The organism is Sphingomonas naphthae, assembly GCF_028607085.1.
Taxonomy (GTDB): Bacteria; Pseudomonadota; Alphaproteobacteria; order Sphingomonadales; family Sphingomonadaceae; genus Sphingomonas_Q; species Sphingomonas_Q naphthae.
The window spans coordinates 72,808-95,770 of sequence record NZ_CP117413.1; the positions used below are offsets into that span (position 1 = coordinate 72,808).

At 61.4% G+C, this 22,963-nt stretch carries 26 protein-coding genes; 6 read left to right on the top strand and 20 right to left on the bottom strand.

Annotation, left to right across the window (positions count from 1 at the left end; translation table 11 throughout):
• Window positions 1-47 precede the first annotated feature (47 nt).
• The 8 genes from PQ455_RS20325 to PQ455_RS20360 form a co-directional block, all read right to left on the bottom strand.
• A complete protein-coding gene (locus PQ455_RS20325) occupies window positions 48-1,289 on the bottom strand; it encodes a TolC family protein (RefSeq protein ID WP_273691928.1) in 1,242 nt (413 codons plus the stop codon).
• Window positions 1,286-1,585, bottom strand: a complete 300-nt coding sequence (locus PQ455_RS20330; RefSeq protein WP_273691930.1) for a DUF3240 family protein — start codon at window positions 1,583-1,585, stop codon at window positions 1,286-1,288. Before PQ455_RS20330 ends, PQ455_RS20325 begins: the two co-directional genes overlap by 4 nt.
• Window positions 1,578-4,652, bottom strand: a complete 3,075-nt coding sequence (locus PQ455_RS20335) for an efflux RND transporter permease subunit (protein ID WP_273691932.1) — start codon at window positions 4,650-4,652, stop codon at window positions 1,578-1,580. The genes PQ455_RS20330 and PQ455_RS20335 overlap by 8 nt, the downstream gene beginning before the upstream one ends.
• 3 nt (window positions 4,653-4,655) lie before the next feature.
• Complete coding sequence (locus PQ455_RS20340) at window positions 4,656-5,762, bottom strand: efflux RND transporter periplasmic adaptor subunit (protein ID WP_273691935.1); 1,107 nt, start codon at window positions 5,760-5,762, stop codon at window positions 4,656-4,658.
• 89 nt (window positions 5,763-5,851) lie between these two features.
• Window positions 5,852-6,976, bottom strand: a complete 1,125-nt coding sequence (locus PQ455_RS20345; RefSeq protein WP_273691938.1) for a glycosyltransferase family 4 protein — start codon at window positions 6,974-6,976, stop codon at window positions 5,852-5,854.
• A gap of 4 nt (window positions 6,977-6,980) precedes the next feature.
• The gene (locus PQ455_RS20350) at window positions 6,981-7,454 is read right to left on the bottom strand and encodes a GtrA family protein (RefSeq protein ID WP_273691939.1); all 474 of its coding nucleotides are present in this window, start codon (window positions 7,452-7,454) and stop codon (window positions 6,981-6,983) included.
• 151 nt (window positions 7,455-7,605) lie between these two features.
• The gene (locus PQ455_RS20355; RefSeq protein WP_273686647.1) at window positions 7,606-8,808 is read right to left on the bottom strand and encodes an IS256 family transposase; all 1,203 of its coding nucleotides are present in this window, start codon (window positions 8,806-8,808) and stop codon (window positions 7,606-7,608) included.
• A gap of 51 nt (window positions 8,809-8,859) precedes the next feature.
• The gene (locus PQ455_RS20360; RefSeq protein ID WP_273691940.1) at window positions 8,860-9,519 is read right to left on the bottom strand and encodes a ferritin-like domain-containing protein; all 660 of its coding nucleotides are present in this window, start codon (window positions 9,517-9,519) and stop codon (window positions 8,860-8,862) included.
• 363 nt (window positions 9,520-9,882) lie between these two features.
• Here PQ455_RS20360 and PQ455_RS20365 point away from each other — a divergent pair, with 363 nt between their 5' ends.
• Window positions 9,883-11,268, top strand: coding sequence for a methyl-accepting chemotaxis protein (locus tag PQ455_RS20365; RefSeq protein WP_273691942.1), 1,386 nt, complete (start codon window positions 9,883-9,885; stop codon window positions 11,266-11,268).
• Between the two features lie 98 nt (window positions 11,269-11,366).
• On the opposite strand, the gene PQ455_RS20370 is transcribed toward PQ455_RS20365, so the two are convergent.
• The gene (locus PQ455_RS20370; RefSeq protein WP_273691945.1) at window positions 11,367-11,720 is read right to left on the bottom strand and encodes a DUF2490 domain-containing protein; all 354 of its coding nucleotides are present in this window, start codon (window positions 11,718-11,720) and stop codon (window positions 11,367-11,369) included.
• A 53-nt stretch (window positions 11,721-11,773) separates the two neighbouring features.
• On the opposite strand from PQ455_RS20370, the gene PQ455_RS20375 reads away from it, so the two are divergent.
• The 3 genes from PQ455_RS20375 to tnpC all read left to right on the top strand — a co-directional run bounded on the left by PQ455_RS20375 (window position 11,774) and on the right by tnpC (window position 14,173).
• On the top strand, window positions 11,774-12,196 hold the full coding sequence (locus tag PQ455_RS20375) for a transposase (RefSeq protein ID WP_273686614.1): 423 nt from the start codon (window positions 11,774-11,776) through the stop codon (window positions 12,194-12,196).
• Entirely contained in the window at window positions 12,193-12,546 is a 354-nt protein-coding gene (gene tnpB, locus PQ455_RS20380; RefSeq protein WP_037487421.1) for an IS66 family insertion sequence element accessory protein TnpB, read from the top strand. The genes PQ455_RS20375 and tnpB overlap by 4 nt, the downstream gene beginning before the upstream one ends.
• Before the next feature lie 67 nt (window positions 12,547-12,613).
• Window positions 12,614-14,173: an IS66 family transposase gene (gene tnpC / locus PQ455_RS20385; protein WP_273686615.1), complete on the top strand. Its 1,560-nt coding sequence runs from the start codon at window positions 12,614-12,616 to the stop codon at window positions 14,171-14,173.
• 27 nt (window positions 14,174-14,200) lie between these two features.
• On the opposite strand, the gene PQ455_RS20390 is transcribed toward tnpC, so the two are convergent.
• Genes PQ455_RS20390 through PQ455_RS20430 form a run of 10 tightly spaced genes read right to left on the bottom strand, consistent with a single transcriptional unit; the run spans window position 14,201 to window position 21,606 of the window.
• Window positions 14,201-14,578, bottom strand: a complete 378-nt coding sequence (locus PQ455_RS20390; protein ID WP_337958590.1) for a DUF2490 domain-containing protein — start codon at window positions 14,576-14,578, stop codon at window positions 14,201-14,203.
• Window positions 14,578-14,691: a DUF2474 domain-containing protein gene (locus PQ455_RS21035; protein WP_337958591.1), complete on the bottom strand. Its 114-nt coding sequence runs from the start codon at window positions 14,689-14,691 to the stop codon at window positions 14,578-14,580. The genes PQ455_RS20390 and PQ455_RS21035 overlap by 1 nt, the downstream gene beginning before the upstream one ends.
• Window positions 14,691-15,698 (bottom strand): cytochrome d ubiquinol oxidase subunit II, encoded by a 1,008-nt coding sequence (cydB, locus tag PQ455_RS20395; RefSeq protein ID WP_273691949.1) that lies wholly within the window; start codon window positions 15,696-15,698, stop codon window positions 14,691-14,693. The genes PQ455_RS21035 and cydB overlap by 1 nt, the downstream gene beginning before the upstream one ends.
• 3 nt (window positions 15,699-15,701) lie before the next feature.
• The gene (locus tag PQ455_RS20400; RefSeq protein ID WP_273691950.1) at window positions 15,702-17,117 is read right to left on the bottom strand and encodes a cytochrome ubiquinol oxidase subunit I; all 1,416 of its coding nucleotides are present in this window, start codon (window positions 17,115-17,117) and stop codon (window positions 15,702-15,704) included.
• Complete coding sequence (locus PQ455_RS20405; RefSeq protein WP_273691951.1) at window positions 17,110-17,907, bottom strand: sulfite exporter TauE/SafE family protein; 798 nt, start codon at window positions 17,905-17,907, stop codon at window positions 17,110-17,112. The genes PQ455_RS20400 and PQ455_RS20405 overlap by 8 nt, the downstream gene beginning before the upstream one ends.
• The gene (locus PQ455_RS20410; RefSeq protein WP_273691953.1) at window positions 17,907-19,565 is read right to left on the bottom strand and encodes a bifunctional protein tyrosine phosphatase family protein/NAD(P)/FAD-dependent oxidoreductase; all 1,659 of its coding nucleotides are present in this window, start codon (window positions 19,563-19,565) and stop codon (window positions 17,907-17,909) included. The genes PQ455_RS20405 and PQ455_RS20410 overlap by 1 nt, the downstream gene beginning before the upstream one ends.
• 39 nt (window positions 19,566-19,604) lie before the next feature.
• A complete protein-coding gene (locus tag PQ455_RS20415; protein WP_273691955.1) occupies window positions 19,605-19,808 on the bottom strand; it encodes a YgaP family membrane protein in 204 nt (67 codons plus the stop codon).
• A 24-nt stretch (window positions 19,809-19,832) separates the two neighbouring features.
• The gene (locus tag PQ455_RS20420) at window positions 19,833-20,246 is read right to left on the bottom strand and encodes a DUF6691 family protein (protein ID WP_273691956.1); all 414 of its coding nucleotides are present in this window, start codon (window positions 20,244-20,246) and stop codon (window positions 19,833-19,835) included.
• On the bottom strand, window positions 20,246-20,683 hold the full coding sequence (locus tag PQ455_RS20425) for a YeeE/YedE family protein (RefSeq protein WP_273692180.1): 438 nt from the start codon (window positions 20,681-20,683) through the stop codon (window positions 20,246-20,248). The genes PQ455_RS20420 and PQ455_RS20425 overlap by 1 nt, the downstream gene beginning before the upstream one ends.
• Before the next feature lie 11 nt (window positions 20,684-20,694).
• On the bottom strand, window positions 20,695-21,606 hold the full coding sequence (locus tag PQ455_RS20430; protein ID WP_273691958.1) for an MBL fold metallo-hydrolase: 912 nt from the start codon (window positions 21,604-21,606) through the stop codon (window positions 20,695-20,697).
• 96 nt (window positions 21,607-21,702) lie between these two features.
• Here PQ455_RS20430 and PQ455_RS20435 point away from each other — a divergent pair, with 96 nt between their 5' ends.
• Together PQ455_RS20435 and PQ455_RS20440 are read left to right on the top strand one after the other, a co-directional pair.
• Complete coding sequence (locus tag PQ455_RS20435) at window positions 21,703-22,341, top strand: peroxiredoxin (RefSeq protein ID WP_273691960.1); 639 nt, start codon at window positions 21,703-21,705, stop codon at window positions 22,339-22,341.
• On the top strand, window positions 22,338-22,739 hold the full coding sequence (locus PQ455_RS20440) for an ArsR/SmtB family transcription factor (protein WP_273691962.1): 402 nt from the start codon (window positions 22,338-22,340) through the stop codon (window positions 22,737-22,739). Before PQ455_RS20435 ends, PQ455_RS20440 begins: the two co-directional genes overlap by 4 nt.
• 37 nt (window positions 22,740-22,776) lie before the next feature.
• Here PQ455_RS20440 and PQ455_RS20445 read toward each other — a convergent pair whose 3' ends face one another.
• Complete coding sequence (locus PQ455_RS20445) at window positions 22,777-22,908, bottom strand: DUF2256 domain-containing protein (RefSeq protein ID WP_273692183.1); 132 nt, start codon at window positions 22,906-22,908, stop codon at window positions 22,777-22,779.
• Window positions 22,909-22,963: the final 55 nt, after the last annotated feature.

Here is a 22,963-nt window from a genome sequence, read left to right on the forward strand (position 1 = left end):
ACGACTTTTCCTGGCGAAATTGATGCACGGCGCAGGCGCATCACCCCTCAATTGTCGCCTGGTGTGACCCAGATGCTATGAGAATCGATCTCCAGCTTGATGAGGGCGCGGACCGCGGCGCTGCGGGCTTCGATCTCGGCACGACGCGCATCGTGCGCCTGACGGCGGGCGTAAAGCATGTCGGATAGGTCGATTGCACCCAGGACATGCCCGCGCTCAGTTCGAGCCGCCGCAGCCTCCGTACTCGCAGCCGCCGCGTCCATCCCCTGCCAGACCTCCATTTGCGAACGAGCATTGGAAAGGTCAGTATTCGCCGTTGCCTCCACAGAGCGCTGGACGTTCGCGAGATCGAAACGTGCCGCATTGGCCTCCGCACTTGCCTGATCAGCTGCCGCCTTGCGATATCCGCCGCCCAACGGAATGGAGGCCACAAGGCCGGCGCCGCGCTCCATCCCGCTCCGCTCGCTAAAAAGGCGAACGCCAAAAGTCGGGTCGGCGATGCGGTCGGCTCTCACGCGCTGGGACACGATCCCAAGGCGCTGCGCTTCGCGGTCCGCCGCGCGGATCTCATGGCTGCGATCGATCACAAGATCGCGCATGACCGTCAGGGGCTGAGCCGGGGGGCCCGGCACGCCGAGAGCTGGTGGTTCAACCGGCAAGGGGAGATCTGGGAAGGTCGCCGACAGCATGGCGCGTGCCTGCTCCATGAGGGCGCGAGATGCTGCGGCCTGCCCTTGAGCCACGCCAAGAGCCGCATTGGCCTGATCGATGTCGAGATCGCCTGCGTCGCGCAACTGGCGGCGACGCCGCACGGCTTGAACCGCTGTTTCCAATACCGCAACGGTCTCCCGGTCACTGCGGTTGAGCGCCCCGGCTGTCAGCCAGTCATACCACTGGCCAGCAAGAACAAGAGCGGCCTGATGGCGCACATCCTCGGCGCGGTTTTCGGCAACCTCTATGCCAAGAGCGCCCGCCTTGCGGTCGAGGGCAGCCTTACCGGGCAATCGAAACGCCCGGCCGATCGTCGTGTCGAACTCGTCATAGCCGCCTTCACGGTCCACGGTCCGACGAATGTAACTGCCCGTCATCGTCACTTCATGTGGTCCACGCCGCAGCATATCGTCCTGCGCGCGGGCCGCACCGACGCGGGCTCCTGCCGCCGAGACCGTCGGGTGGCCGTCCAGTATCGCGATGATCTGAGCCTCAGGCGGAAGATCGGCGCGCTGCGCGAACGCAGGAATCGGAGTCAGGCAGGTGAAGACCGCCAGCGAAAGAGCCAGATACTTCATGAAAATCTTCCTCGCGCCGTGACCGGCGTTTGATACCAGCGGACAGGGGACCGGCGCTTTGCGCCATCGACCGCCTGCAAGATGTCATCGAGCGCCTGCGCCCCCTCGACGAGTTCGATTGCCGATCGCTTGAGAGTGGCGGTCACCTGTTCGGCTGTCTTCGCGTCGGCAAAGTCCCGGCCGTGCACAATTTCCGCGCGGACGTGGACCGGCGCTCGGGTCACGGAGCGGATCGCATCCACCAGACATTCGGTATCGGCGGCTGCGCAATGGATGGTGAGCAGAATCTCAGACATCGATTGCCTCCTCGTCGCGGCTCTCGCCAAAGCGTTCGAACAGGATCGGCAGCAGGATGAAGGTCAGAAGGGTCGAGGTCACCAATCCTCCGATCACCACGATCGCGAGCGGCTTCTGAATTTCGGATCCGGGACCGCTGGCGAAGAGGAGCGGCACCAAGCCGAATGCCGTGATGCTGGCCGTCATGAGCACAGGGCGTAATCGGCGCTCAGCTCCCAGTCGCACAGCATCGGCAAGGCTGGCCCCTTCTTCCAGAAGCTGACGGAAATAGGCCACAAGCACGAGGCCGTTGAGCACCGCGATACCAAGCAGGGCGATGAAGCCGACGGCCGCTGGGACGGAGAGATATTCACCCGATGCCCACAGCGAGACAAGGCCGCCCACCATCGCAAAGGGGATGTTGAGGAGAATGATGACCGAAGCGCGAAGCGAGCGCAGGGTGGCGAGCAGCACGAAGAAGATCAGCAACAGCGCGATCGGGATCACCAGCATCAGCCGGGCCGATGCCCGCTGCTGATTCTCGAACTGACCGCCCCACACCATGCGATAGCCCGGAGGCAGCTTGATCTTGGCTGCAACCGCCGACTTCGCCTCCTCCACATAGCCGACCAGGTCGCGCCCCGAGACGAACGCCTGCACCAGCGCAAAGCGCGAGCCATTTTCATGATCGAGCTTGACCGGGCCTTGGGTGCGCTGGACGTTCGCCATGTCGCTGACCCGGGCGAGCGTCCCGCTGGGCGTGCGCAACTGGAGGTCGGCAAATCGTGCCGGGTCCGACCGCAAGCTCTCATCGCCTCGGATCAGTATCGGGATGCGCTTCTGCCCTTCAGCAACGATGCCGGCATGAACGCCCTCGACCTGCGCCCGCAGCATGTCCTGCATCTCGGCGACCGGCATCCCGAACCGCCCGGCAGCAGCACGATCGATGTTCAACTGAAGATAATCGACGCTGTCGTTAGCAACGGTCAGCACCTCCGATGCACCGCGAACCGTCGATAAGGTGTGTTGAACCTGCCCTGCAAGGTCGGAAAGGGTCGCGATGTCCGGCCCGAAAATCTTGACAGCAAGGTCGCCGCGCGCGCCGGTCAGCATTTCGGACACCCGCATTTCGATTGGCTGGGTGAAGCTCGGTTGCATGCCTGGCATGCCTGCCAGCGCCTTGCGCATCTCCGCGAGGACAAACTCCTTGTCGCCGCGCCATTCCGAGCGGGGCTTCAGGCGGACGAAGCTGTCGGTCTCGTTCGGTCCCATCGGATCGAGGCCAATCTCATCGGAGCCGACCCGCGCAATCACATCCTGTACCTCGGGCACCTTGAGCAATGCCCGCTGCACCGCCTTGTCGTCCTCGACGGACTGGGCGAGATTGATGGACGGCAGCTTGGTCAGCTGGACGATGACCGAGCCTTCATCCATGGTTGGCATGAAGGCCTTGCCCACAGAGCCATAGGCAATGACGGCGATGACCAGACCTGCCGCGGAAAGGGCATAGACGACGCGCTTGTGCGCGAAGGCGGCAGTCAGCAGCCCGTGATAGCGCGGCGCGAGCTTGCGCATGATCCATGGCTCGCGATGATGGCCACTCTTGAGGCCCAGCGAGGCAAGCACCGGCACCAGGGTCAGTGCGAGCAGGAGCGAGCCTGCGAGCGCGAATACGATGGTGAGCGCGACCGGCGCGAAGAGCTTGCCTTCCAGGCCCTGCAGGGAGAGGAGCGGGAGGAACACCAGCGCGATGATGATGATCCCGGCGGACACGGGCACGACGACATCGCTGGCCGCACGGAACACGATGTTGAGACGGGGATGACCATCGTCATGGCTCTGGCCAAGCCGCTCGACGATATTCTCGACAACGACGACCGCGCCGTCGACTAGCATGCCGATCGCGATAGCAAGACCACCCAGGCTCATCAAATTGGCCGACAGGCCCATGCCCTGCATGAAAAGGAAGGTGATGAGTGCGGCCATCGGCAGCGTGACCGCGACGATCGCCGCAGCGCGCCAGTCGCCGAGGAAGAGAATCAGAAGGACGATCACCAGAATCGTCGCTTCGAGAAGGGCTTCCTCGACGGTGCCGACAGCGTGACTGATCAGATCCGAGCGATCATAAAAGACGTCAATGTGCGTGCCTGCGGGCAGACCCTTTTCGACTTCTGCCAGGCGCGTGCGCACGCCATCGACCACCTGACGCGCATCGGCGCCGCGCAGTGCGATCACGAGGCCCTCAACGGCTTCGGCCTTTCCGTTCTTGCTGACCGCGCCGTAGCGGGTGAGGCTGCCGCTGCCGACCGTCGCCACATCGGACAGGCGGACGATGCGCCCGTCGCGGCTCGCGATGACAAGGGACTGGAGGTCTGCGACGGACTGGATCGCGCCGACGGCGCGTACGATCAGCGCTTCCTCGCCCGAAGAGAGACGACCCGCGCCATCATTACGGTTGCCGCTCTCGATGGCGGTGCGCAGGTCGCTGATCGAGAGCTTCGCGCTAGCGAGCGCTACAGGATCGGGCCGGACCTCGAAAGTCCGCGCATAGCCGCCAAGCGCGTTGACGTCCGCAACGCCGGGCACTGTCCGCAAGGCGGGCCGGATCGTCCAGTCGAGCAGCTCGCGCTTCTGCTGAAGCGTCTGCGGTCCTTCGATCGTGAACATATAGACATCGGACAGCGGCGTCGAAATGGGCGCGAGACCGCCGCTGACAGAAGCCGGCATGTCGCCCAGCACGCCGGCAAGGCGCTCTGAAACCTGCTGGCGAGCCCAGTAGATGTCTGTGCCGTCCACGAAATCGATCGTGATGTCGGCGATCGCATATTTGGCTGTGGATCGCAGGATGGACTGTTTGGGGATGCCGAGCATCTCCATCTCGATCGGAGCGATCACCCGGCTCTCGACTTCCTCCGGCGTCATGCCGGGCGCCTTGAGGATCAGCTTTACCTGGGTTTGCGCGATGTTTGGATAGGCATCAACGGGGAGGGTGACAAAAGCCCAGGCGCCGAGGCCGGCGACGACCAGCGACAGGGCCAGGACCAGCAGGCGGTAAGATAGCGCATGCGCGACAAGGGAGCGGAGCATGCTCTAGCGCGCCTGCGAGAGCGCCTTGAGCGCACTCGTTCCTGACGTGACTACCCTTTCGCCCGACCGCACGCCTGATAGTAGCAGTACCTTGCCGGCGCTGGCTCCGCCTGCATCGACGTGACGAACAGCAAAGCCGCTACCGGTCGCTATGAAAACCACGTCCTTGCCGTCGATACTCGTCAACGCGGCTTGAGGGACGCTCACCGCGCCTGCAGGTGCGGGTCCAAAGACCGAAATGTTTGTAGCGCGGCCTGCTACCACCGCCGATCCCGCCGGCAGTGTCGCTTTCACCATGGCTGATCGGGTTGCAGGATCGATCGTCGATCCTACTGCGGTGATCGTGCCGCGCAAGTCGCCAAGACGGATCGTCATGCCGGGTCGCACGACGCCGACTAGCCGCTCGGGTAGTTGTGCTTCCACTTCGTAGCGGTCGACGGCATCAATGACATAGGGCGCCGTCGTGCCCTCGACCGGGCTTCCCGCCTGGATATTGGCGCTCGTCACTCGGCCCGCAATCGGTGTGACCAGCGTATAGGTGCCGCTTCCGCCATGGCCGTTTACCAGCCGGAGGATGCGGGACTTCTCGGAGACGTCCGCACGTGCCTCGGCCGCGAGTGCGCGTGCCTCATCGGCGCGGGCGCCAGCTATGATGCCCTCACGGTCGAGCTGGGACAACCGGTTGGCGTTGGATTGCGCAACCCCAAGCCGCGCGCCTGCGCGCGTGAGATCCCCGTTGAGGCTTAGCACATCGCGGCTTGAAATGACCGCCAGGGCCTGTCCTCGCCGAACTGTGTCGCCCTCTACGACCATGGTACGCATAACTACGCCAGGCAGCGATGCTGCCACCGCAACACGCGCATTGGGCGGCGGCGCGATCATAGCCGGCAAGTCGGCAAGCGGGGCGTCTGTGGCGGAGGCAGCGGGCTGCACCTGGATGCCCAGCTGCCTCGCTTGATTTGCAGGAACCACGAGCATCCCGTTGCGGCTCTGAGCGGGAACCGGGCTGACCGGGGCAGGCGCCGCAGGCATGTAGTTCCACCACGCCAAGGCCCCCGCAAGAGCAGCTGCTATCGTGCCGCCAAGGGCATATGTCTGTCGCTTGTCCATCCCTTGCGGCTAACCGGGAGTTCTGACGAAGACCTGACAGACCTTGCGGGACGGGAAGCGATCATCGGCGACTACAGGCGGCTTGCACGCTAGCGGCCGAGCAAACTCCGATAGACCTGTACGACCTTTTGCGATTCCGCGTCCCAGGATTTGCCAAGGCTATTGCGCCTCGCGGCACTGCCCATTGCACAGCGCAAAGCTTCATTTCCCGATAGCCTGGCAAGGGCGTCGCCATATGCGCAGGGGTCGGTCAGCGCACAAATCAGGCTATCCTCGCCATGCTTTAAGATGCTTCTGGCATTTTGCGCGTCGGCGCTCACGATCGGCAAGCCGCAGGCCATGGCTTCCAGGAGGACATTGCCGAACGTCTCGGTGGTGCTTGGGCAGAACATGATGTCTGCGCTGGCGATGGCCGTAGCCAATGCGGGACCGGACAGATGGCCGGTCAGAACAGCGCCTGCCAGCCCATCGAAGGCGTGCGCCGCCGGGCCGGCGCCGACGACGAGCGGCCTGATGCGCCGATCGCGCTGTTGAAGGTCATGCATCGCCGCCGTGAACGCGGATATTCCCTTTTCCATCACAAGCCGGCCCAGGAACAATATGGCTATATCATCATCCGCCAGACCGACACTTCGGCGCCAAGGCATGTCCCGTTTTGCCGGGTCAAATCGCACTGTATCGACACCGCGGCCCCAGACGCTGACGCGATCGTCTCCGCGCATCGACCGCAGATCGTCCACCAAGGCACTCGTTGGCGCGACGACATGGTCACTCCGTTTGTAAAAGCGATTGAGATGGGCCTCCAGAGCCGTCTGCGCCCAGCCAAGACGATAGTAGGCAAGATATGTTTCAAAGCGGGTATGCATGCTCGCAACAACAGGCACGCCCAGCGTCTTGGCGAAAGTTTGTGCACGAAAGCCCAATATGTCGGGGGTCGAGACATGGACGATGTCCGGTCGAAACTCCCGTATGTCGTCGCGAATAGTCCGGGGAAGGCCGAGCGCCAGGCGAAATTCGCCGCGGACAGGCAATGCGATCGACGGGACGGGGACCAGCGTTCCTTCGGGCTCGAACGCAGGCGTATCGGTCACGGGAGAATAGACCCGGACTGTGCAGCTTGCCCTGTTTTCAAGAAAGCGGACGAGGATATTCAGTGCCTGATTGGCGCCTTCGCGCAGATAGTTGTAGTTGCCGGAAAATAGCGCAATCCGCATCGCCTCAGACCTGTCGGAAGTTGAACAGAGCGTTCAGGACGAACACCAAGAGGCCGGCGAAGAGCGACACAATGATTCTCGCGACAAGATAATTCACATCGGTCCAATGCAGAAGAAATGCGTAGAGGCCTGTTGTGACGATAAGACCGATGCCAGAATTGATCAGGAAAAGAACATAGCCTGTTCGCATATCGCGATCAGTCCCCCTGAAGATCCAGGATCGGCCAAGGATGTAATGCAGGCTGTTCGCAATCATGAAGCCAATACCTGCAGCCACAACCTTGTCGCAACCTGCCAGATCGACGAGAGCCCAGAGAACGATCAAACCAGCCGCAAACACAGAGCAGCTGACAATGGTGTTCCGCACCAGCATCGCGCCGACGCGGGCGGAGATCAGGCGGCGGAAGATGGAGATGGTGGCTTCAGAATATTGCCCGTCGGCGACGGATGACCCCTGCGCATGTGGTCCGCCCCTCATGCGGCCGTCATCAGACCAGCAGGTTCGTTACCGACAGAAATCCGCTCTCCCGCGTCAGCCCATTGGCGGCATCGAACCGCCCAGGATCGTGTCCCACGAGGTGGTGTAGCTGGGGTCGATCCCCGCAATTTCCGGCGTCAGTCTGAGCCGATCATGTGCCCGGCACTGCCGACAGCATGATGATGGGATTGTCGCTGAGCGGTGCCATTGTTTCAAGTGTCATGTAGCGTGCACGCTGGACGGCCCATTCGTCGGACTGTTCCATGAGGATGGCGCCAACGAGGCGGGTGATCGCGGCTTCGTTCGGGAAGATGCCGACCACCTCGGTCCTGCGCTTGATCTCGCCATTGAGCCGCTCGATGGGATTCGTGCTGTGCAGCTTGGCGCGATGCTCCCGGGGAAAGGTCATGTAGGCCAGCACATCGGGTTCGGCATCGTCCATCAAGGTTGCCAGTTTGGGCAGTTTGGGTCGCACCTGATCGGCCACGGAACGCCATTGCTGGCTTGCAGCTTCGGGCGTTTCCTGGGCGAAGGCGGTGGCGATAAACGCGGAGACGACGCGCCTGCCACTCTTGCCGGCATGGGCCAAGGCATTGCGCATGAAGTGGACGCGGCAGCGCTGCCAGGTGGCACACAGCAGCTTGGAGACGGCCGCCTTGATGCCTTCGTGTGCGTCGGAGATGACCAGCTTCACGCCGCGCAGACCCCGGCGCGTCAGCTTGCGCAGGAAGGCTGTCCAGAAGGGTTCTGCTTCCGAAGGGCCGATGTCCATGCCGAGAACTTCACGGCGACCGTCGCTGTTCACACCCACCGCGACGATCACTGCAACCGAGACGATCCGCCCGTTCTGGCGAACCTTCACATAGGTCGCATCGATCCAGAGATACGGCCAGTCGCCCTCGATCGGGCGATCCAGAAAGGCGTGAACGCGCTCGTCGAGTTCTTCGCACAGTCGGCTGACCTGGCTTTTGGAGATGCCATCCATACCCAGTGCCTTGACCAGATCGTCGACCGAGCGGGTCGATATCCCTTGGATGTAGGCTTCCTGGATCACTGCGGTCAGCGCCCGCTCGGCCATTCGGCGTGGCTCCAGAAAACCGGGGAAGTAACTGCCCTTGCGTAGCTTGGGGATGCGCAACTCTACTGTTCCGGCGCGAGTCTGCCAGTCGCGCTCACGATGGCCATTGCGCTGGACAAGCCGGGTAGACGACTTCTCGCCGTAGCCAGCGCCGGTCAAGTTGCCGACTTCCATCTCCATCAACCGCTCGGCCGCAAACGCGATCATGTCGCGCAAAATATCAGCGTCCGGGGTCTTCTCCACCAGCGAACGCAAGTGCATCATAGGGTCGGTCATCGTGGTTCCTTCCGTCAGGTTCGAGCTTCGCAACCCAAACCTATCCGAAAATCACGGTGACCACCTCAGACCCCAGCTACACCACCTCGTGGGACACGATCCCGCCCAGGGATTGAGGAACAGGAAAGGCAGCTTGATGAATAGAAGTTCCGCATGGATGAAGCTGTCGATTGCGCGCTCCCACCATGAAGATTCGCGCTTGGCGTGTGCCTCCAACCAGTCGTCATAGGGCGACCAATGGCTCGGTTCGTCACGATGAATGATCTTGAAAATTCGGGTCAGCACGGGATCGGATTGGATGATGCGATTGCCGAGCAGTATCTCCACTTGCCTGAACCCCCGCTTCTCGGTCAGCGAGATCACGCGGCACAGCCTTTCGAACAGGGCATTGTCACTCACGACCTGGTGCGTCTGAAGCCGAGAGATCGGCTTTCGAAACATGATCTCGACAAAGCGATCGATATGCCCAAAGGACCGATCCACCTTGAGTGGCATGATGCCGCGTCTTTCAAACCAACGGCGAAACATCACATAGTGCTTCCGCTCGTCCGCGCGATGGCGCTCGATCCGCTTGATGAACGCAAAATCCGCGGGCGATCGTTCCCGTACAGCCTCGATCACTCGATCAATGGCAGTGTAGCCGCGGTGCTCATTGTAAATATAAATGCTACCGACGACGTCGAGATATCTGCGCCTGAACCATTCGAGCATTCCATTCTCCATGCTGCCAGACGCGGGCATGGCCGTGGCTCGACGCTATAACACCTGACCTCCAAAATGGTTCGTTGCTGATTTATGTCCAGCGGTGCATCCGGCCGATCACACCCACTAAGCCTCCAGGCAGATTGAAGCGGACTGTCTCACCATCCGGGAGCGAGCCCGCAGCAATATGCTGCAATGGTCGAACAAAGCATAGCCACAGCACGAAGCGTTTTCACGTCATCTTGGACCGGTAAACCACCTAGCCGGAGTACTGAGAAGTCGTTTCGAATCGGCAAACAGATTTTTTCAACCATTCTGTCGGATAAATGCGCTGTGTAGGCCGAGAGAGGTCGAGTGCGGGGGTAGGATAAGATGCTGACCTGGTTCACGAAAAATGCCCCTATACGGAGCAAGTTCAAAACTCTGACCAGTTGTTATGCGTTGATTTCGCTCGGCTCTGTTCTAGCGTTGAGCTTTGTTGGTGCGCCGAGCGCAGCGATCGGCATCGGGCTGGCCGGTGCCTTCATGATAACGCTTGTATCGATTATCAGCAGCCGACTCATCTGCGATCCCTATGTCAACACGGTGGTACGAATGGAAGGCTTAGCTGCCGGCGACTTGGATTCGCCGGTGCTCTATACGGATCACAATGATTGTGTCGGTAGGCTTACCAAGGCAATGGACACATTCAGATTGCAAGCTTGCGCAGCGATGGATGGCAAAACCGTAACTCATGTCGTGCAAATTCTCTCAGCCGGCCTTGAGGCGGTTGCAGAGGGCAATTTGAATTGTGCCATTCATGAGCCATTTGCAGGAGACTATGATCGGCTGCGCCTCACTTTCAACGAAGCGGTGGAGCGATTGGAACGCAGCCTTACACAGGTCGCCTCGTCAGCAAGAAGCGTCAATGGTGGTTCGAATGAGATCAAATCTGCTTCGGAAGATCTAGCGCGTCGTACCGAACAGCAAGCAGCCTCTCTTGAAGAAACGACGGCAGCGATGGATCAGGTGACCGGCATGGTCGCTGAGACTGCGCGTAGCGCGGTAGAGGTTCGTAGCGCGGTGAACGCTGCGCACCAGGATGCGAGTGAAGGCGGCGTGGTTGTCAAACAGGCAGTGACCGCCATGGACGCAATCGAGAAGTCGTCGCAAGAAATCGAACAGATCATCAACGTGATTGATGGAATATCCTTCCAGACCAATCTGCTTGCGTTGAACGCTGGGGTCGAGGCCGCGCGTGCTGGAGATGCAGGCAAGGGGTTTGCCGTGGTCGCCAACGAAGTCCGAGCGCTGGCCCAGCGCTCGGCCGACGCTGCCAAGGACATTAAGTCGCTTATAACGACAAGCAGCCAGCAGGTTGCGCGGGGAGTAAGCCTTGTGGCCGAAACCGGCACCATGCTCGGGCGTATCGCCACGAAAATCAGCGACATCAACGGCCTGATTTCTGAGATCGCGGCAGGCACCGAGATCCAGGCGTCGAACCTCCATCAGGTGAATGGCGCCGTCAACGACATGGACAAAATGACGCAGCAGAATGCGGCTATGGTCGAGGAAAGTACGGCAGCCGCGCGTAGCCTCTCCCATGAGGCGGACGAAATGGCCATGCTGGTGGCGCGCTTCCGGCTTCGCGGACAGGATTCTGGAGTCTCTCCTCACAGAGTTCCCACGAACGTGCCTCGCTCGGCTTCGGCAGTACCGCGGCCTATGGTGCTGGGTAATCTCGCGTTGAAGGAACAGGACGACTGGAATGAGTTCTAAGATTTTGAAGAGCGAGGAAGCTGCCTAGAGCATCGGGTCAAAAATGCTAGAATCACCTCAAACATGCCGGGAATGTTGCAGATCAATAGTAAAATGCTCTAAAAACTTAGAGCTAGCGTAATCGGCAAAATATGGTTTAGGCGATCCCGAGGGTGGGCGTTGACATATTGGACCTGATAGCCCGCTTCAATGCTTGCTGCCTCATTCAACGGGATTGCCAGCCCGATCATGCCGCGCTGTTGATCCAGTCCTGACCGGACGCCCCAGTCAGTGGCGTTGAGGTTGATGAAGCTTTCTTCCGATACAACAAGCGCGGGAGCATGGGCTCCCAGAGGGACAGCCAAGCGCAGGAACTGGCGATAGCGCCATCCCGCGTCACCGCCGGTCCCGGACCATCGCTGTTCAAGGCGGCCGCGTGTGGTCAGGTTGTAAGCGCGAAAACGTCCCCACATTTTCGTAGGCGCTGATCTGGCTATGTTTCGCCCCTCGTTTGAAGGGTATCGTAGTGGCCGATGATGTAAGAACATTCGAAACAGGTTTCGAAAGGCAGGAGGGCCAGCGGCCCTCGCGTATGGATGTCATTCCAGCAGGACCGATGCGGCGTCGGTGGTCGGCCGAGGCCAAGGCCCGGATCATTGCGTCGAGTTTTGAACCCGGCGCCAACATCGCAGAAATTGCACGAACGCATGGACTGCTACCGCAGCAGCTCTACGCTTGGCGGCACGACAGTATTCCGGGCAAGCGCCTTTCCAACAAGAAGCTGGGCTTTGTCCCGGCGATGATTGAAGATGCGGGCGTCACTGGCTCGGCTGATGATGGAAGCGATGAGATCGTGATCCGCACGGCCGCCCTTGCTATCCACGTGCCACCGGGCGCGAGCGAGGAAAATATCGCCCGGGTGCTCGCCGCTGTGAGCCGGTCGGGATGATCATCCCGCCAGGGCCGCTCAAGGTGATGGTGGCGACAAAGCCGGTCGACTTCAGGAAAGGTGCCGTCAGCCTCGCGGCGCTGGTCGAGCATGAACTCGGACTCAAGCCCTTCTCGGGGGTGGTCTTCATCTTCCGCTCGAAGCGGGCGAACAGGATCAAGCTGCTGGTCTGGGACGGCACCGGCCTGGTGCTTGTGAGCAAGGTTTTGCAGACCGGAGGCTTTCATTGGCCGCGGGCGCACGATGGCGTGATGCGGCTGTCGGCATCGCAGGCGTCGGCCTTGTTCGAAGGGCTGCAATGGTCGAAAATGCACACGCCACGCACCCAGGTTCCGGTGACGACGCGATAGGTCGCATGCCTGATTCCCCTGATCGAAAGGCCATTGCGGACCGCCCGAAAACTGCCAGAAATGGGGCATGTCCGCCACGGCATCCGACCTTCCTGATGATGTCGCCACCCTCAAGGCGATGGTCTTGGCCGGCCTCGAGCGTGAAGCTCGAATGCAGCATATCATCGACCAGATCACCCGCACGACCTTCGGGAAACGGTCGGAGAAACTGAGCGAAGATCAGTTGGCGCTTGCCTTTGATGATCTCGACGTCGCCCGTGCTGAACTCGAGGCGCTCGGTGAGCAGGCAGCAGGCCAGAAGAAGGAACGGGCGCGAAGGGAAAGTGGGACAGCACGGGCGTCGCTGCCGGCGCATCTGACCCGCGTTGAGGAAGTGATCCTTCCAGACGAGAAGGAATGCCCCTGCTGCGGAGGCACGCTGCACTGCATAGACAGCGACATATCGAGCCGGCTTGATGTGATCCCGGTCCAGTATCGCGTGATCGTCACGTCCCGACCGAAAATGGCTTGCCGCGCATGCAGCGAGGGGGTGTTCCAGGCGCCCGCGCCTAAGCATGTGGTGCCAGGCGGCCTGCCCACCGAAGCGTTGATCGCCGATGTTCTGGTCAAGAAATATGCCGATCACATGCCCTTCTATCGCCAGGCGCAGGCGCTTGTGCGTCAAGGTATCGAGATCGACCGGGGAACTATGTGCAACTGGGCGGGCCGAGCTGCAGGCTGGCTCGGGCGCCTGACCGGCCGGATGAAGGCTGACCTCCTGACGGGCGGCAGGCTGTTCGTCGATGAGACCACTGCCAAGGTCCTGGCCCCCGGCACCGGCAAGGTGAAGACGGGATATCTCTGGGCGATCGCTCGTGATGATGGCGCGCATGGCGGCACCGATCCACCGGCGATCGCCTACACCTATATGCCGGGGCGTGGGAAAGTCTGGGCAGAAAAATTGCTCGGGGACTTCACCGGCATCGTCCAATGCGATGGCTATGGCGCCTATAAGCATATCGAGGCGCTGGACCGGAAGGGCGGCCCGGGAACGCTCGCCTTTTGCTGGGCGCACGTTAGGCGTGGCTTCTTCGACGATGCCAAGGGCGGCAACGCCCCCGTCGCCGATGAGGCGCTAAGGCGGATCGCCAGTCTCTATAAGATCGAGGCTCGTATCCGAGGCTCCAGCCCCGAACGCAGGTTGGCGATCCGCCAGGCTGAAGCCACGCCGATCATCGCCGGCATGCGCCCCTGGCTCGAGGAAATACTGCCCAAGCTGCCCCGAAGCTCCAATACGGCCGAGGCCATCAGATACACCCTCAACCACTGGAAAGGCCTCGTCCGCTTCCTTGAGGATGGGCGGATCGAGTTGGACAACAATACCGTCGAACGGTCCATCAGGCCCATTACCCTCCAGCGGAAAAATGCCCTGTTCACAGGCCATGACCTGGGAGCTGAAAACTGGGCGACCTTCGCCAGCCTCATCGAAACGTGCAAACTGGGTGGTATCAACCCTCAGGCCTACCTCACCGATGTCCTCACCCGTATCGTCCTGCGCAACGACACAGATCCAATCGATGATCTGCTCCCTTACAACTGGGTCGATAGCCGCCTCGCCGCCAGCACCGTCATCGAACAGGCCGCCTAACGCCTGCCAGCGGGGGTGATTTAGCGCTTACGTCAGGTTGAAACCGGGGCGCGCTATGATCTTCCAGGTGAATTGCTCGAAGACGCGCTCCTCGCTGACCCAAACTTTGCCAGTACGATTTGCGGTGGAGTGGGCATAGCCTAGCGATACTGTGAGATCAGGGCGGACTTTGACCCCGATCGACCCGCGCAGGACGGTGTGCCCATAACGCGACAGCCCATCGAGCAAACGGAATTGACCATCGGCGGAATAGACCAGCGTGTCGGACAGTTTGCCGGTCACTGTCACGGCCGTCCATAGCTGCGCATCTTCATCGGTCTGGGCAGCCGCTGGCACGGCTGCAACAAGGGTCAGCATCGCCAAGGTGCTGACGAAAGCAATGGAGCCATACTGCCGGGGTGACATCAAGATTTGAGCCAATAGCGCAGGATCATCGACACAAGGCCAAGCGCCAGGACGCTGCTTGACCAGATCAAAATCATCCAGCCGAGCCGTCTCCACAAAGGTGCATCATCCATCAGTGGTAGCCATGCTCGCCGACTTTGCCGCGGAACACCCAATAGGCCCAAGCCGTATAAGCGAGGATGATCGGCACGATGATCACGGTCCCGACCAACATGAATAACTGGCTCTCTTCAGGTGCTGCAGCGTCCCAGATCGTCACCTGATCCGGCACGACATAGGGGAATATGCTGATACCCAGACCCGCAAAGCCAAGCAGAAAGAGGCAAAGGGTTATCAGGAATGGAAGGCGCTCTGCGCGGGCGCGCAGGCTGCGAAAATAAAATATGCTCGCGATGACCACCAGAATCGGCACTTGGGCGGTGAGGAGCACGCCAGGCATTTCAAACCAATGCCGCCAATAGGCGAACACCAGATAAGGGGTCGCAGCGCTGACGACTGCCATGGCGATCAGCATCAGGATACCGAGGGTAGCTGCGAGCCGATAGGCACGGTGCTGGCCTGTTCCATCCGTCTTCCAGATAAGCCAGGTTGCGCCGAGCAACGCATAAGCGATCACGACGCCCACACCGGTCAGCACACTGAAAGGTGAGAGCCAGTCGAGCCAACCACCGGCATAGGCATCATTCGCAACCTTGATGCCTTGCAGCAGAGCACCCAATGTGACGCCTTGCGCGAACGCGGCGATGATGGACCCCGCGGTAAAAGCGACATCCCACAGCGAGCGGTGTGCCGGATCGCGCCAGCGAAACTCGAAAGCAACGCCCCGGAATACGAGGCCGAGCAGCATCGCAATCATCAGCGGATAGGTAGCAGGCAGAATGATCGAATAGGCGAGGGGGAATGCGGCGAAAAGGCCGCCACCGCCCAGAACTAGCCAGGTCTCATTGCCGTCCCAGACCGGCGCAATGGAATTCATGGCCTGGTCCCGTTCTCGCCCGACGGCGAAAAAGGGGAAGATGATGCCAATGCCCAGATCGAACCCATCCATCACCACATAGGCGAAGACCGCGAAGGCGATAATGAAGGCCCAGATGACCGTAAGGTCGAGATTATAGACCATGATTTATGACCCCGCAGGTACAGGCGCGCCATCAAGCGCGTGCGCGGGCGTGATGCCGGCGGATCGGATCGGCGTCTGGGGTGGGTCGGATTCATGTGCATGGGGCGCCTGGCCCATGAGTTTCAGCAGATACCAGACGCCTGCCCCGAATACCGAAAAATAGACCAGTATGAACGCAACCAGCGATGCCGCGACAGCCGGCGCTGCGAGCGGAGAATGCGATACACCGGTCAATAGCTGCCCATAAACGGTGTAGGGCTGCCGCCCCACCTCTGTCGTTATCCAACCGGCAATGACCGCGACAAACCCGCTCGGCCCCATGATGATCGCCAGACGATGCAGCGCAGGCCAATCGTAGAGCGATCCGCGCAACCGGGCGAGGACGCTCAGCAGGCCGAGGCCCAACATGGCGAAACCAAGTCCTACCATGATCCGGAACGACCAGAATATGACGCCTACCGGCGGCTCGCGATCATCAGGGATCGTGTCGAGGCCAGCGAGTGGGGCGTCGGGGCCATGCTTGAGGATCAGCGACGATGCCTTGGGGATTTGCACGGCATAGTCGATGCGCTTTTCGGCGCTGTTGGGGATGCCGAAAAGGATGAGCGGTGCGCCATCGGGATGACTTTGAAAATGGCCTTCCATCGCCATGACCTTAGCAGGCTGGTGCTCCAGCGTGTTGAGGCCGTGCATGTCGCCCGCGAAAATCTGAACTGGTGCGACGATCGCCGCCATCCACATGGCCATGGAAAACATCTTGCGAGCATAAGGATTGGAGCGATCGCGCAGCAGGTGCCAGGCACCGACCGCGCCCACCACCAGCGATGTGGTGAGGTAGGAGGCAATGACGGTGTGGATGAGGCGATAGGGAAAGCTGGGATTGAAGATGATCGCAAGCCATGAGCCGGCGGGCACGAACTGGCCCCTGGCGTTGATCGCAAACCCGGTCGGGGTTTGCATCCAGCTGTTTACACTGATGATCCAAGTGGCGGAAATGAAGGTGCCGAGCGCCACCATGCAGGTTGCCGTGAAATGAAGCTTTCGTCCCACCTTACTCATGCCGAACAGCATGACGCCCAGAAAGCCTGCCTCCAGGAAGAACGCCGTCAACACCTCATAGGCCATGAGCGGGCCGATGACCGGCCCTGCCTTTGTCGAGAAGACCGACCAATTGGTGCCGAACTGGTAGGACATGACGATGCCCGAAACGACACCCATGGCGAACACAACGGCAAAGATCTTGAGCCAACAGCGAAACAGGTCGAGATAGACGCTCTTCCCGGTCTTGAGCCACAATCCTTCGAGAACTGCTAGATAGCTGGCCAACCCGATCGAGAAGGACGGGAAAATGAAATGAAAGCTGACTGTGAAGCCGAATTGAATGCGGGCCAACAAGACCGGGTCGAGCTGCTCAAGCATGTGATGTCCCCAAAAAGGCGCCGGCACTCTTCCACAGCATATATGCCGCGACGACAAAGATCAGGATCGAAAATACCGTGGTCAGAAGGCCTGTTGTTCCTGCCATTTTTTTCGCTGCCAACGCGCCGCCGAAGCTTCCGACCAAGCCCCCCAAGATGAATATGGCGGCGAGCGGCCAGTCAATGAGTCCCGAAAAGGCATAGTTGAGCGCTGTAGTGAGGCCAAAGGCCGTCACGGCGACCAAGGAGGAACCGATCGCATTCAGGATTGGCATGCCGGTGGACGCGACCAAGCCAGGGACGATCAAAAAGCCGCCGCCGATGCCGAAAAAGCCCGAGAACAGGCCCGTACCTAGGCCGTAGCCGAGAACCTTGGGTGCCTTCTGACGGTTGCATTCCGCTCCGGGATTACCTGCATTGCCGCGGCCGCGCAGCATCAGGATGCCAACGACGACCATCACGATGGCAAACAGAAACAGCAGTTTCTGGCCATCGAACGCCTTGCCGACGGTTGATCCGGCAAAAGCGCCTGCGATACCCGCTCCAGCGTAGAGCGATGCACAACGCCATTTGACGGTATGATTGCGGGCATGGTTCACAAGGCCCGCCGCAGCATTGGCAGCAACTGCCAGCGCACTTGTGCCAATGGCGACATGCGGGCTGGGGACGCCAACGAGATAGACCATCAACGGCACGGCGAGGATAGACCCGCCACCGCCGACCAGCCCCAGGGTGAAGCCGACAAGACCGCCCGAGAGCGCCCCCAGCAGATATTGGACCGTGTCGAGCATTATGCTGCGGCCCGGTGCTGGGGCTGGGCCATCCACTCGCGACCCTTGAGCATGCCGTTCCAATAGATCCAGGGCAGGGCTTCGGATTTGAGTAGCCAGGACAGGCGCTGCGGCTTGGTGCCCTCGATGATCCAGCTCGGGAAGCTGGGAAGCAATTTGCCGCCATAGCCGAACTCGGCCAGCAGGATCTTGCCGCGCTCCACGGTGAGAGGACAGGAACCATAGCCGTCATAGAGCGCAGACGGTGCCTTGCCCGCCAGGAAGCCGAGCAGGTTCTCGGCAACCACCGGCGCCTGCTTGCGCGCGGCGGCCATCGTCTTGGCATTGGGCGTCGAGCCGCCGTCGCCCAGGCCGAAGACATTGCTGTGCCGGACATGCTGCAGCGTCGTTTGATCGACATCGACATAGCCTGCCTCGTTCGCGAGCAGACTTTGCGCGAGGAATACCGGCGCCTTTTGCGGCGGGGTCACATGGATCATGTCGAAGGGCTTCGTGATCTCGCCCGCTTTGCTCCGAAACGTCGCTTGCCGGGCTGCTCCATCGACGGCGATCAGCGTGGATTCAAAGTTGAGATCGACCCCATATCGCTCGACATAGGACATCAGGGGCGGCACGAATTCCTTCACGCCGAACAGTACGGCCCCGGCGTTGTGGAAAGCCACGTCGATATTGCCAAGCACACCGCTGCGCCGCCAGTGATCGCAGGAAAGATACATGGCCTTTTGGGGCGCGCCCGCACATTTGATGGGCATCGGCGGCTGGGTGAATAGCGCCGTACCCTCGCGCAGATTCTGGACCAGTTCCCAGGTATAGGGCGCCGTCGCAAAGCTGTAGTTGGACGTCACGCCGTTGCGGCCGAGCGTTTCGCCCAGACCGTCGATGGCATCCCAGTCGAGCGCGATGCCCGGCGCAACGACCAGCGTGCGATAGCCGATGACGCTTCCATCTTCGAGGGTCAGTTGGTCGCGCTGGGGCTCGAAGGTGGCAACCGCACCCTTGATCCACCGCACACCGGTCGGCATGACCTTCGCCTCCGGGCGGTAGGTGTCGGCGACATCGAAAACGCCGCCGCCCACCATGGTCCAGCCAGGCTGGTAAAAATGCTGGTCGCGCGGTTCGATGACGATGATGTCGAGCGCGCGATCGCGCTCCAGCAGCGAGGCGGCGGTCGCCAGTCCTGCCGACCCGCCGCCGACGATCACGACATCCGCCCTCCCGTCCGAGGGGGTTTGTGGCGCGATGCTGGCGACCTCCAGACGAGGACGCAATGGGCTCAGATCATAGCCGGCGGCGGCGGTGCTCTCCAGGATCTGGTCTGCTGACTGCTGACCGGCCTGGGATAAAGCCCACAGCGTCGCCGACCGTGTCCCGGTGCGACAATAGGCAAGAACTGGCCCTTCCAGCCGGCTGAGCGCCGAGACCATGCCCGCGATCTCTTCATCGCCGATCTTGCCGGGAGCAGCCGGAACATAGGCAAACCCCATTCCTTGCGCCTGCGCCAACGCCTCCATCTGATCAGCGGAAATCTGGTCAGTTTCTTCGCGATCGGGGCGATTGTCGATGATGGCGCGATAGCCCTGACGTGCAGCGGCCTCGACATCCGCTGCACTGAGCTGCGGCGATACGGACAGGGACGAGCTGAGTTGCTTGAAAGCCATGGTGGTTCTCCGCAAAGCGCTGAAGCAAGCGCCGGATTTTCAGGGACGCTGGCGGCGGGTCGAAACGCCGAACGGCAGATAGGCGGGGCAGGTCGCGATCAGGCTGGTGATGAGCAAGACAGCTGCAACCGCGCCGAGGGCGAGAGCCAGAGTCCCTCCGATCAGACCGAGGCCGTAGGCCGCCAGAATGGCAAGCCCGACGAGCAGGCGGATGATGCGATCGGTGGTGCCGATATTCCTCATGGGAGCGTCCTCATGGTCGCCGTTTCAGGCCGGTGGGGGGAGAAGGCGGTGCAGGGCCATGCCGGCAATCATCGCTATGACGAAGAGGCCGGCGGGAAGGGGGGCAATGGCGAGATCGGCAATGGCCGGACCGGGGCAGAGGCCCGCAATGCCCCAGCCGACGCCAAACAGGACTGCGCCGATGGCGAGGCGGCGATCGATCGAGCGGGTGCCGGGCAAGACGAAAGCGTCCGCTGCGACCGGGCGCTCCATGCGCTGCTGGGTCATCCAGGCGATCGCCATCGGCATGATCGCCCCGGCCATCACGAAGGCAAGGGTGGGATCCCAGGCGCCTAAGAGATCGAGAAAGCCCCTAACACGGGCCGGATCGGCCATACCGGAGATGGCTAGCCCGGCGCCGAAGAGGACTCCTGCCAGCAAAGTAAGGACAAGGCGCATCACAGCAGTCCCGCCACGCGAAGACCCGCGACGGTGGCAAAGCCGCTGGCCATGAACAGGGCGGTCGCCAGCATGGATCGGGGGGACAGGCGTGACAGGCCGCACACACCATGGCCGCTGGTGCAACCGCTGCCGAGGCGCGTGCCGAACCCGACGATCAGCCCGCCGATTAGCAGGGTCATAACCGACGCAGGGAAGAGCGTGGTAACGGGCTGAAACCGGGCGACGATGAAAGCGCCCAGAGGCAGCCCCGCCATGAAGGTCCAGGCGATGACGCGCGGCGGTCCGCCCTCAGCCAAGCCGATGGCGCGGGCCGCAAGCCCGCTGATCCCGGCAATCCGTCCGAGACCAAGCAGCATGATGGCCGCAGAGAGGCCGATCATCAACCCGCCGATCAGGCCCTGCACGGGCATGGCTTGAGGGAAGCCGGGAATCATGAGGTCAGGCATCACAGGGCATCCAGCGGTATCTTGAGATAGCGCACGCCATTATCCTCAGCGTCAGGCAGGTGGCCGCCGCGCATGTTGATCTGGATCGACGGCAGGATCAGGCGCGGCATGCCAAGCGTTGCATCGCGCGCTTCCCGCATCGCGACGAACGCATCCTCGTCCACGCCGTCATGGACGTGGACATTGGCGGTGCGCTGATGGGCGATCGTCGTTTCCCAGACGAACTGGTCACGACCCGGCGCCTTGTAGTCATGGCACAGGAACAGCCGGGTTTCGCCGGGCAGGGTCAGCAGCCGGCGAATGGAGCGATAAAGCGTCCGCGCGTCGCCGCCGGGGAAATCGGCGCGGGCGGTGCCATAGTCGGGCATGAACAGTGTGTCGCCCACGAAGGCCACATCGCCGATGACATAGGCGAGATCGGCGGGCGTATGGCCCGGCACATGCAGCGCCATCGCCGGGATCGAACCGATCGAAAACATGTCGCCATCGTCGAACAGGCGATCGAATTGCGAGCCGTCACGCGCAAAATCGGTGCCCGCGTTGAACAATGTCCCGAACACTTTCTGAACGGCCAGGATCGCACGGCCGATCGCGATACGGCCGCCCAGTTTCGACTGGAGATAGGGCGCCGCCGACAGATGATCGGCATGAGCGTGGGTTTCGAGCAGCCAGTCGATCGCAAGCTCCTTCTCCTCGACATAGGCGATGATCGCATCGGCCGAGGAGAAGGAGGTGCGACCCGCTGCGGGATCATAATCGAGGACAGAATCGATGATGGCCGCGCGCTTTGTCGCGGGATCATGGACAACATAGCTGGCGGTGAATGTCGCGTTGTCGAAGAAGGATTGCACGACCGGACGGGCCGCTTCGCGCACCTGTCTGGAGATCGCCTCGATAATCCTGTCAGTCATGGTCGACTCGCTTCAATTTCGTAATTACATTACCAATGTAATCGTGTAATCGAGTTGCGTCAAGCGATCCGCCGTGGCATCGCCGGGACCATGGATATGACGATGCATGAACCTTCTGCGACCATCTCATCGACCGGCAGGGCATCCGCCCTGCGCATGGGTGACAAGGCCCCCAATTTCGAAGCACGCACGACAAAGGGGCCGCTGCGATTCTCGGAGCTTCAGGGCCGATGGGTCGTATTCTTTTCGCACCCAGCGGACTTCACTCCCGTCTGCACGAGTGAATTCGTCGCGCTAGCCAAGGCGCACGAGCGATTTGCGGCGCTGAATTGCACGCTGCTGGGCCTGTCCGTCGATAGCCTGTACGCGCATCAGGCCTGGGTCCGCGCCATCGACCAGTTGTTCGGTGTCACCGTGCCATTCGCCGTCGTGGAAGATCCCTCAATGATGATCGGGCGTGCCTATGGAATGCTGGACGAGGGCGCCACGGATAGTTCGGCGGTCCGTGCCACCTATTTCATCGACCCGGAGGGGATCATCCGCGCCATCACTCATTATCCAATGAGCGTCGGCCGATCGGTCGACGAAATGCTACGGATGCTCGCCGCCTTGCAGGCCACGGCGGATGGCAGCCGGCTTGCCCCCGCCGGATGGGCACCGGGCGACGCCATGCTGCTGCCGCCTGCGGACGAGATGACGGAAGGGGCAGACTGGTTCTGTCGCATCGCGCCATGACCGCGATCCATGGCTCGCGCGAACAGGCTGACCGCGCGTCCGAAAAGCTGAAAATCTTCGCGCAGCCTCAGCGCCTGATGATCCTGTCGTTACTGCTGAGGGGGGAATGTTCTGTCGCCGAGATCGACGCATCGACCGGGATCGGCCAGCCTGCGCTGAGCCAGCAGCTCGCCGAGTTGCGGCGCAGCGAACTGGTCGCGACACGACGGGAAGCCAAACAGGTCTACTACAGTCTCGCCGACGACAACGCCCGGCTCTGCGTGAACAGTATCGAAGCGATCTTCGGGGACGTGGCCGACCTGCCACGCCCCGATAACAGCCAGCCCGCCAAGCCGGTTGCCGTCGAAACGGTTCGCCCGCCGGCCGGCGCCGCACGATTTGCGCGAATCGTTCCCTGACGGATCAGGTCAAGGACGGGGGAGGGCGGTGTCCGCTCTATGCAGCCCGGCATTTGTCGGAGCAATATCGCACATTGTCCCAGTCGCGCTGCCATTTCTTGCGCCATGCGAATGGCCGTCCACAGGTTGCGCAAATTTTTGTCGGAAGGGTGAGTTTCTTGTGAACCATGGAAAGGCGCCTTTTCACGATGCCGTTGCTCCAGAATGCAGCGGTTGCCGGGATC

What these genes read in the sequence shown, in the direction of transcription:
- PQ455_RS20325 (WP_273691928.1), bottom strand. Translation starts at nt 1,289, where the DNA reads ATGAAGTATCTGGCTCTTTCGCTGGCGGTCTTCACCTGCCTGACTCCG.
- PQ455_RS20330 (WP_273691930.1), bottom strand. Translation starts at nt 1,585, where the DNA reads ATGTCTGAGATTCTGCTCACCATCCATTGCGCAGCCGCCGATACCGAA.
- PQ455_RS20335 (WP_273691932.1), bottom strand. Translation starts at nt 4,652, where the DNA reads ATGCTCCGCTCCCTTGTCGCGCATGCGCTATCTTACCGCCTGCTGGTC.
- PQ455_RS20340 (WP_273691935.1), bottom strand. Translation starts at nt 5,762, where the DNA reads ATGGACAAGCGACAGACATATGCCCTTGGCGGCACGATAGCAGCTGCT.
- PQ455_RS20345 (WP_273691938.1), bottom strand. Translation starts at nt 6,976, where the DNA reads ATGCGGATTGCGCTATTTTCCGGCAACTACAACTATCTGCGCGAAGGC.
- PQ455_RS20350 (WP_273691939.1), bottom strand. Translation starts at nt 7,454, where the DNA reads ATGAGGGGCGGACCACATGCGCAGGGGTCATCCGTCGCCGACGGGCAA.
- PQ455_RS20355 (WP_273686647.1), bottom strand. Translation starts at nt 8,808, where the DNA reads ATGACCGACCCTATGATGCACTTGCGTTCGCTGGTGGAGAAGACCCCG.
- PQ455_RS20360 (WP_273691940.1), bottom strand. Translation starts at nt 9,519, where the DNA reads ATGCTCGAATGGTTCAGGCGCAGATATCTCGACGTCGTCGGTAGCATT.
- PQ455_RS20365 (WP_273691942.1), top strand. Translation starts at nt 9,883, where the DNA reads ATGCTGACCTGGTTCACGAAAAATGCCCCTATACGGAGCAAGTTCAAA.
- PQ455_RS20370 (WP_273691945.1), bottom strand. Translation starts at nt 11,720, where the DNA reads ATGTGGGGACGTTTTCGCGCTTACAACCTGACCACACGCGGCCGCCTT.
- tnpB (WP_037487421.1), top strand. Translation starts at nt 12,193, where the DNA reads ATGATCATCCCGCCAGGGCCGCTCAAGGTGATGGTGGCGACAAAGCCG.
- tnpC (WP_273686615.1), top strand. Translation starts at nt 12,614, where the DNA reads ATGTCCGCCACGGCATCCGACCTTCCTGATGATGTCGCCACCCTCAAG.
- PQ455_RS20390 (WP_337958590.1), bottom strand. Translation starts at nt 14,578, where the DNA reads ATGTCACCCCGGCAGTATGGCTCCATTGCTTTCGTCAGCACCTTGGCG.
- PQ455_RS21035 (WP_337958591.1), bottom strand. Translation starts at nt 14,691, where the DNA reads ATGGATGATGCACCTTTGTGGAGACGGCTCGGCTGGATGATTTTGATC.
- cydB (WP_273691949.1), bottom strand. Translation starts at nt 15,698, where the DNA reads ATGGTCTATAATCTCGACCTTACGGTCATCTGGGCCTTCATTATCGCC.
- PQ455_RS20400 (WP_273691950.1), bottom strand. Translation starts at nt 17,117, where the DNA reads ATGCTTGAGCAGCTCGACCCGGTCTTGTTGGCCCGCATTCAATTCGGC.
- PQ455_RS20405 (WP_273691951.1), bottom strand. Translation starts at nt 17,907, where the DNA reads ATGCTCGACACGGTCCAATATCTGCTGGGGGCGCTCTCGGGCGGTCTT.
- PQ455_RS20410 (WP_273691953.1), bottom strand. Translation starts at nt 19,565, where the DNA reads ATGGCTTTCAAGCAACTCAGCTCGTCCCTGTCCGTATCGCCGCAGCTC.
- PQ455_RS20415 (WP_273691955.1), bottom strand. Translation starts at nt 19,808, where the DNA reads ATGAGGAATATCGGCACCACCGATCGCATCATCCGCCTGCTCGTCGGG.
- PQ455_RS20420 (WP_273691956.1), bottom strand. Translation starts at nt 20,246, where the DNA reads ATGCGCCTTGTCCTTACTTTGCTGGCAGGAGTCCTCTTCGGCGCCGGG.
- PQ455_RS20425 (WP_273692180.1), bottom strand. Translation starts at nt 20,683, where the DNA reads ATGATTCCCGGCTTCCCTCAAGCCATGCCCGTGCAGGGCCTGATCGGC.
- PQ455_RS20430 (WP_273691958.1), bottom strand. Translation starts at nt 21,606, where the DNA reads ATGACTGACAGGATTATCGAGGCGATCTCCAGACAGGTGCGCGAAGCG.
- PQ455_RS20435 (WP_273691960.1), top strand. Translation starts at nt 21,703, where the DNA reads ATGACGATGCATGAACCTTCTGCGACCATCTCATCGACCGGCAGGGCA.
- PQ455_RS20440 (WP_273691962.1), top strand. Translation starts at nt 22,338, where the DNA reads ATGACCGCGATCCATGGCTCGCGCGAACAGGCTGACCGCGCGTCCGAA.
- PQ455_RS20445 (WP_273692183.1), bottom strand. Translation starts at nt 22,908, where the DNA reads ATGGTTCACAAGAAACTCACCCTTCCGACAAAAATTTGCGCAACCTGT.